At 50.7% G+C, this 8,289-nt stretch carries 8 protein-coding genes; all 8 read left to right on the top strand.

The window, feature by feature from the left end; all coding sequences use genetic code 11:
- Window positions 1-265: EF-Tu C-terminal domain-related protein (locus tag VH187_RS00340; protein WP_000374965.1), on the top strand; the 265-nt coding region annotated here is incomplete at its 5' end.
- A gap of 232 nt (window positions 266-497) precedes the next feature.
- Window positions 498-881, top strand: coding sequence for a preprotein translocase subunit SecE (gene secE, locus VH187_RS00335; protein ID WP_049842136.1), 384 nt, complete (start codon window positions 498-500; stop codon window positions 879-881).
- A 1-nt stretch (window position 882) separates the two neighbouring features.
- Complete coding sequence (gene nusG / locus VH187_RS00330; protein WP_002438628.1) at window positions 883-1,428, top strand: transcription termination/antitermination protein NusG; 546 nt, start codon at window positions 883-885, stop codon at window positions 1,426-1,428.
- 158 nt (window positions 1,429-1,586) lie between these two features.
- Window positions 1,587-2,015: a 50S ribosomal protein L11 gene (gene rplK, locus VH187_RS00325; protein ID WP_110512487.1), complete on the top strand. Its 429-nt coding sequence runs from the start codon at window positions 1,587-1,589 to the stop codon at window positions 2,013-2,015.
- 3 nt (window positions 2,016-2,018) lie between these two features.
- A complete protein-coding gene (gene rplA, locus VH187_RS00320) occupies window positions 2,019-2,723 on the top strand; it encodes a 50S ribosomal protein L1 (RefSeq protein ID WP_329699512.1) in 705 nt (234 codons plus the stop codon).
- 272 nt (window positions 2,724-2,995) lie between these two features.
- On the top strand, window positions 2,996-3,493 hold the full coding sequence (gene rplJ / locus VH187_RS00315) for a 50S ribosomal protein L10 (protein ID WP_329699511.1): 498 nt from the start codon (window positions 2,996-2,998) through the stop codon (window positions 3,491-3,493).
- Window positions 3,494-3,559: 66 nt separating this feature from the next.
- Window positions 3,560-3,925, top strand: coding sequence for a 50S ribosomal protein L7/L12 (gene rplL, locus VH187_RS00310; protein WP_329699510.1), 366 nt, complete (start codon window positions 3,560-3,562; stop codon window positions 3,923-3,925).
- A 320-nt stretch (window positions 3,926-4,245) separates the two neighbouring features.
- The gene (gene rpoB / locus VH187_RS00305; protein ID WP_329699509.1) at window positions 4,246-8,274 is read left to right on the top strand and encodes a DNA-directed RNA polymerase subunit beta; all 4,029 of its coding nucleotides are present in this window, start codon (window positions 4,246-4,248) and stop codon (window positions 8,272-8,274) included.
- Window positions 8,275-8,289 lie beyond the last annotated feature (15 nt).

Raw genomic sequence — 8,289 nt, 5'->3', positions numbered from 1 at the left:
TGAAGTGTACATCCTGTCCAAAGATGAAGGCGGCCGTCATACTCCGTTCTTCAAAGGCTACCGTCCACAGTTCTACTTCCGTACAACTGACGTGACCGGTACCATCGAACTGCCAGAAGGCGTAGAGATGGTAATGCCAGGCGACAACATCAAAATGGTTGTTACCCTGATCCACCCAATCGCGATGGATGACGGTCTGCGTTTCGCAATCCGTGAAGGCGGCCGTACCGTTGGCGCGGGCGTTGTTGCTAAAGTTCTCAGCTAATCGCTGATAACATTTGACGCAATGCGCATTAAAAGGGCATCATTTGATGCCCTTTTTGCACGCTTTCGTACCAGAACCTGGCTCATCAGTGATTTTTTTTGTCATAATCATTGCTGAGACAGGCTCTGAAGAGGGCGTTTAGTCCGAAACGCAACAGAGCATTTCGGTTTTGGTTGCCTCGCACACCTCGCGGGGCAAAGATGTTTGTCGAATTCTTGTGACAGGTTGGTTTATGAGTGCGAATACCGAAGCTCAAGGGAGCGGGCGCGGCCTGGAAGCGATGAAGTGGGTGATCGTTGCAGTACTGCTGATTGTAGCTATTGTAGGCAACTACCTTTATCGTGACATGATGCTGCCGCTGCGTGCGCTGGCCGTAGTGATTCTTATTGCTGCAGCAGGCGGTGTTGCGCTGCTGACGACAAAAGGCAAAGCGACCGTAGCGTTTGCTCGTGAAGCGAGAACCGAAGTCCGCAAGGTCATTTGGCCAACGCGTCAGGAAACGCTGCACACTACGCTGATTGTGGCTGCAGTCACTGCTGTAATGTCGCTGATCCTGTGGGGGCTGGATGGTATTCTGGTCCGCCTGGTATCTTTTATCACTGGCCTGAGGTTCTGAGATGTCTGAAGCTCCTAAAAAGCGCTGGTACGTCGTTCAGGCGTTTTCCGGTTTTGAAGGCCGCGTAGCCACTTCGCTGCGCGAGCATATCAAATTACACAATATGGAAGAGTTGTTTGGTGAAGTCATGGTTCCGACCGAAGAAGTGGTCGAAATCCGTGGTGGCCAGCGTCGCAAGAGCGAGCGCAAATTCTTCCCAGGTTACGTATTGGTCCAGATGGTAATGAATGACGCCAGCTGGCACTTAGTACGTAGCGTACCGCGCGTAATGGGCTTCATCGGTGGTACTTCCGATCGTCCTGCACCAATCAGCGACAAAGAAGTTGATGCGATCATGAACCGCCTGCAGCAGGTTGGTGATAAACCGCGTCCGAAAACGCTGTTTGAGCCGGGTGAAATGGTCCGCGTTAGCGATGGCCCGTTTGCAGACTTCAACGGTGTGGTTGAAGAGGTGGATTACGAGAAGTCTCGTCTGAAAGTCTCTGTCTCCATCTTTGGTCGTGCAACGCCAGTCGAATTGGACTTTGCCCAGGTCGAAAAAGCGTAAGCACCAGGTTGTAAAAGCAGCGATTCAGTCGTTGCGCGAGGCGCGAAATTGGAATACAATTTCGCGCCTTTTGTATTTATGGGCCAAGTGCGCATAAATCATGTATTAACCACGGGGAGCCTCTTAGAGGCGCTATAACCCATCAGAGGAAATTGAGAATGGCTAAGAAAGTACAAGCCTATGTCAAGCTGCAGGTTGCAGCTGGTATGGCTAACCCGAGCCCACCGGTAGGTCCAGCACTGGGCCAGCAGGGCGTGAACATCATGGAATTCTGTAAAGCGTTCAACGCAAAAACTGAATCCCTGGAAAAAGGTCTGCCAACTCCAGTTGTCATCACCGTTTACGCTGACCGTTCATTCACTTTCATCACCAAGACTCCGCCAGCTGCGGTTCTGTTGAAGAAAGCTGCAGGCATTAAGTCCGGTTCCGGCAAGCCGAACAAAGAGAAAGTTGGTAAAATTTCTCGCGCTCAGCTGCAGGAAATCGCGCAGACTAAAGCTGCCGACATGACCGGTGCTGATATTGAAGCGATGACTCGCTCAATTGAAGGTACTGCGCGTTCCATGGGCCTGGTAGTGGAGGATTAAGAAATGGCTAAACTGACCAAGCGTATGCGCGTGATCCGTGACAAAGTTGATGCGACTAAACAGTATGACATCGCTGAAGCCATTGCTCTTCTGAAAGAGCTGGCCACCGCTAAATTTACCGAAAGCGTAGACGTTGCTGTTAACCTCGGCATCGACGCTCGTAAATCTGACCAGAACGTACGTGGTGCAACTGTACTGCCGCACGGTACTGGCCGTTCTGTTCGCGTTGCCGTATTTGCCCAGGGCCCTAACGCTGAAGCAGCTAAAGCTGCCGGCGCTGAGCTGGTAGGTATGGAAGATCTGGCTGACCAGATCAAGAAAGGCGAAATGAACTTTGACGTTGTTATTGCTTCTCCTGATGCAATGCGCGTTGTTGGCCAGCTGGGCCAGGTTCTGGGTCCACGCGGCCTGATGCCTAACCCGAAAGTCGGTACTGTAACCCCTAACGTTGCTGAAGCGGTTAAGAACGCTAAAGCAGGTCAGGTTCGTTATCGTAACGACAAAAACGGCATCATCCACACCACCATTGGTAAAGTGGACTTTGACGCTGACAAACTGAAAGAAAACCTGGAAGCTCTGCTGGTTGCGCTGAAAAAAGCAAAACCTACTCAGGCGAAAGGCGTTTTCATCAAGAAAATCAGCATCTCCACCACCATGGGTGCAGGTGTTGCGGTTGACCAGTCTGGTCTGACTGCAGTGGCGAACTAATATTCGCCTTTACGTGGGCGGTGGATTTGTCTACAATCTTCGCCCACGAAAAAGATTTGTTCGTTGGAGCCTGGCCTAATCCAGGCCTCCGTCGAAGACCGCAGGTGTTTCGTCAGAAACTTAATTCCCTGCGTAGACGGTGACAGAACGCTAAGATTATTTTTGATACTCTTTGGCTTGTTTCTGCTCACCGTATTAAGACGCTCTTTTCGTTGAAAAGAGTGAAGTGAGTTCCAGAGATAATCTCTGGCAAACATCCAGGAGCAAAGCTAATGGCTTTAAATCTTCAAGACAAACAAGCGATTGTTGCTGAAGTCAGCGAAGTAGCCAAAGGCGCGCTGTCTGCAGTAGTTGCGGATTCCCGTGGCATTACTGTAGACAAAATGACCGAACTGCGTAAAGCAGGCCGTGAAGCTGGCGTATATATGCGTGTTGTTCGTAACACCCTGCTGCGCCGCGTCGTTGAAGGTACTCAATTCGAGTGCCTGAAAGACACGTTTGTTGGTCCGACCCTGATTGCATATTCTATGGAACACCCGGGCGCAGCTGCTCGTCTGTTCAAAGATTTCGCGAAAGCGAATGCAAAATTTGAGGTCAAAGCCGCAGCCTTTGAAGGTGAGTTGATCCCGGGATCGAATATCGATCGCCTGGCTACACTGCCAACCTACGAAGAAGCAATTGCACGCCTGATGGCAACCATGAAAGAAGCTTCGGCTGGCAAACTGGTTCGCACTCTGGCTGCTGTACGCGATGCAAAAGAAGCTGCTTAATAGCGGTTATCTTTATAAAGCATTGGCTTACGTATAAACTTATTCTGATTTTCAGGAACAATTTAAATGTCTATCACTAAAGATCAAATCATTGAAGCAGTATCCGCTATGTCTGTAATGGACGTTGTAGAACTGATTTCTGCAATGGAAGAAAAATTCGGTGTTTCTGCTGCTGCTGCTGTAGCTGTAGCTGCGGGCCCGGCTGAAGCTGCTGAAGAAAAAACTGAATTCGACGTAATTCTGAAAGCTGCTGGCGCTAACAAAGTTGCAGTTATCAAAGCTGTACGTGGCGCAACTGGCCTGGGTCTGAAAGAAGCTAAAGACCTCGTTGAATCTGCTCCAGCCGCTATGAAAGAAGGCGTGAGCAAAGATGACGCAGAAGCACTGAAGAAAGCACTGGAAGAAGCTGGCGCAGAAGTTGAAGTTAAATAAGCCAACCTTTCCGGTTGCAGCCTGAGAAATTAGGCTGATGGCTGGTGACTTTTTAGTCACCAGCCTTTTTGCGCTGTAAGGCGCCAGTAGCATTTCACACTGTTTGACTGCTGGCTGTCCTGACAATGTTTGTTTCTATCGACGACTTAATATATTGCGACAGGGTACCCGCCTTGTGTAAATCGCGACGAAATGGTTTAAGCGTGATAGCAACAGGTATTGCGGAAAGTATTCAATTTTCCGGTCCACAAAATAGTGTTGCATAAACTGCCCCTCTAATGGGCAGAGTCGGTCGACTTGTCAGCGAGCTGAGGAACCCTATGGTTTACTCCTATACCGAGAAAAAACGTATTCGTAAGGATTTTGGTAAACGTCCACAAGTTCTGGACATACCTTATCTCCTTTCTATCCAGCTTGATTCGTTCCAGAAGTTTATCGAGCAAGATCCTGAAGGCCAGTACGGTCTGGAAGCAGCCTTCCGTTCCGTATTCCCAATCGCGAGCTACAGCGGCAACTCTGAGTTGCAGTATGTAAGCTATCGTCTGGGTGAGCCTGTATTTGACGTGAAAGAATGTCAGATTCGCGGCGTGACCTATTCCGCTCCCCTGCGCGTTAAACTGCGTCTGGTGATTTATGAGCGTGAAGCGCCGGAAGGCACCGTCAAAGACATCAAAGAACAAGAAGTGTACATGGGTGAAATTCCACTCATGACCGATAACGGTACCTTTGTCATCAACGGTACTGAGCGTGTTATCGTTTCTCAGCTGCACCGTAGCCCGGGCGTCTTCTTTGACAGCGATAAGGGTAAAACCCACTCTTCGGGTAAAGTGCTGTATAACGCACGTATCATCCCTTACCGTGGTTCCTGGCTGGACTTCGAGTTCGATCCGAAAGACAACCTGTTTGTCCGTATCGACCGTCGTCGTAAGCTGCCTGCGACCATCATCCTGCGCGCGCTGAGCTACACCACTGAGCAGATCCTCGATCTGTTCTTTGACAAAGTTATTTTCGAAATCCGCGACAATAAGCTGCAAATGGAGCTTATTCCTGAGCGTCTGCGTGGCGAAACCGCGTCCTTCGATATCGAAGCTAACGGTAAAATTTACGTCGAGAAAGCTCGTCGTATTACTGCGCGCCACATTCGCCAACTGGAAAAAGATGACATCAAACTCATCGAAGTACCGGTTGAGTACATTGCGGGCAAAGTCGCTGCAAAAGACTACGTCGATGCTTCAACGGGTGAATTGATTTGCCCTGCGAACATGGAGCTGAGCCTGGATCTGTTGGCTAAGCTGAGCCAGTCTGGCCACAAGCGTATCGAAACGCTGTTTACCAACGATCTGGATCACGGTGCATACATCTCTGAGACTGTACGCGTCGACCCAACAAATGATCGTCTGAGCGCACTGGTAGAAATCTACCGCATGATGCGTCCTGGTGAGCCGCCTACGCGTGAAGCCGCTGAAAACCTGTTTGAGAATCTGTTCTTCTCCGAAGACCGCTACGATTTGTCTGCGGTAGGTCGTATGAAGTTCAACCGTTCTCTGCTGCGTGATGAAATCGAAGGCTCTGGTATCCTGAGCAAAGACGACATCATCCAGGTTATGCGTAAACTGATCGGTATTCGTAACGGTCAGGGCGAAGTCGATGATATCGACCACCTCGGCAACCGTCGTATCCGTTCCGTAGGCGAAATGGCGGAAAACCAATTCCGCGTTGGCCTGGTACGTGTTGAGCGTGCGGTTAAAGAGCGTCTGTCTCTGGGCGATCTCGATACCCTGATGCCTCAGGATATGATCAACGCCAAGCCGATTTCTGCTGCGGTGAAAGAGTTCTTTGGTTCCAGCCAGCTGTCACAGTTTATGGACCAGAACAACCCGTTGTCTGAAATCACGCATAAGCGTCGTATTTCTGCCCTCGGCCCAGGCGGTTTGACCCGTGAACGTGCAGGCTTCGAAGTTCGAGACGTACACCCGACTCACTACGGTCGCGTATGTCCAATCGAAACCCCTGAAGGTCCGAACATTGGTCTGATCAACTCCTTGTCCGTGTACGCACAGACTAACGAATACGGTTTCCTTGAGACTCCGTACCGTAAAGTGATCGACGGTGTTGTTACTGACGAAATTCATTACCTGTCAGCTATCGAAGAAGGCAATTATGTCATCGCTCAGGCGAACTCCAACCTGGATGACAACAACCACTTCGAAGAAGACCTGGTAACTTGTCGTAGCAAAGGCGAATCGAGCCTCTTCAGCCGTGACCAGGTTGACTACATGGACGTATCCACCCAACAGATCGTTTCTGTTGGTGCGTCCCTGATTCCATTCCTGGAACACGATGATGCTAACCGTGCATTGATGGGTGCGAACATGCAACGTCAGGCGGTTCCGACTCTGCGCGCTGATAAGCCGCTGGTGGGTACCGGTATGGAACGTGCTGTAGCGGTTGACTCCGGCGTAACCGCCGTTGCCAAACGTGGTGGTACTGTTCAGTACGTAGATGCTTCCCGTATCGTTATCAAAGTTAACGAAGACGAGATGTATCCGGGCGAAGCAGGTATCGACATCTATAACCTGACCAAATACACCCGTTCTAACCAGAACACCTGCATCAACCAGATGCCATGTGTATCCCTGGGTGAGCCGGTTGAGCGCGGCGACGTGCTGGCAGATGGCCCGTCCACCGATCTCGGTGAATTGGCACTTGGCCAGAACATGCGCGTAGCGTTCATGCCGTGGAACGGCTACAACTTCGAAGACTCCATCTTAGTCTCCGAGCGTGTGGTTCAGGAAGATCGCTTCACCACTATTCACATCCAGGAACTGGCATGTGTGTCTCGTGACACCAAGCTGGGGCCTGAAGAGATCACCGCTGATATCCCGAACGTGGGTGAAGCTGCGCTCTCTAAACTCGATGAATCCGGTATCGTTTACATCGGTGCAGAAGTCACTGGTGGCGACATTCTGGTAGGTAAGGTAACGCCAAAAGGTGAAACCCAACTGACCCCAGAAGAGAAACTGCTGCGTGCGATCTTCGGTGAGAAAGCGTCTGACGTTAAAGACTCTTCTCTGCGTGTACCAAACGGTGTTTCCGGTACGATTATCGACGTTCAGGTCTTTACCCGCGATGGCGTGGAAAAAGACAAACGCGCGCTGGAAATCGAAGAGATGCAGCTGAAGCAGGCTAAGAAAGACCTGTCTGAAGAACTGCAGATCCTCGAAGCTGGCCTGTTTAGCCGTATCTATGCTGTGCTGGTTTCCGGTGGCGTTGAAGCTGAGAAGCTCGATAAACTGCCGCGTGATCGCTGGCTGGAACTCGGTCTGACCGACGAAGCGAAACAAAATCAGCTGGAACAACTGGCTGAGCAGTACGACGAACTGAAGCACGAGTTCGAGAAGAAACTCGAAGCGAAACGCCGCAAAATCACTCAGGGCGACGATCTGGCACCAGGTGTGCTGAAGATTGTTAAAGTGTATCTGGCCGTTAAACGTCAGATCCAGCCGGGTGATAAAATGGCGGGTCGTCACGGTAACAAGGGTGTTATTTCTAAGATCAACCCGATCGAAGACATGCCTTACGATGAAAACGGCACGCCGGTTGACATCGTACTGAACCCGCTGGGCGTACCGTCTCGTATGAACATCGGTCAGATTCTTGAAACCCACCTGGGTATGGCTGCGAAAGGTATCGGTGAGAAAATCAACGCGATGCTTAAGCAACAGGAAGAAGTCGCCAAACTGCGCGAATTTATCCAGCGTGCTTATGATCTGGGTACTGATGTTCGTCAGAAAGTTGATCTTGCGACCTTCAGCGACGAAGAAGTTCTGCGTCTGGCTGAGAACCTGAAAAAAGGTATGCCGATCGCAACGCCGGTCTTCGATGGTGCGAAAGAGTCAGAAATCAAGGAACTGTTACAGCTGGGTGGCCTGCCGACTTCCGGTCAGATCACACTGTTCGACGGTCGTACCGGTGAGCAGTTCGAGCGCCAGGTAACCGTTGGCTACATGTACATGCTGAAACTGAACCACTTGGTTGATGACAAGATGCATGCGCGTTCTACCGGTTCTTATAGCCTGGTTACTCAGCAGCCGCTGGGTGGTAAGGCGCAGTTCGGTGGTCAGCGCTTCGGTGAGATGGAAGTGTGGGCGCTGGAAGCATACGGCGCTGCATATACCCTGCAGGAAATGCTTACCGTTAAGTCTGATGACGTGAATGGTCGTACCAAGATGTATAAAAACATCGTGGACGGCAACCATCAGATGGAACCGGGCATGCCGGAATCCTTCAACGTACTGTTGAAAGAAATCCGCTCGCTGGGTATCAACATCGAGCTGGAAGACGAGTAACTCTCGCTCAAACAG

Origin of the sequence: Scandinavium sp., assembly GCF_036271055.1 — a bacterium.
GTDB lineage: Bacteria > Pseudomonadota > Gammaproteobacteria > Enterobacterales > Enterobacteriaceae > Scandinavium.
This window is presented reverse-complemented; position numbering and strand designations above follow the sequence as displayed.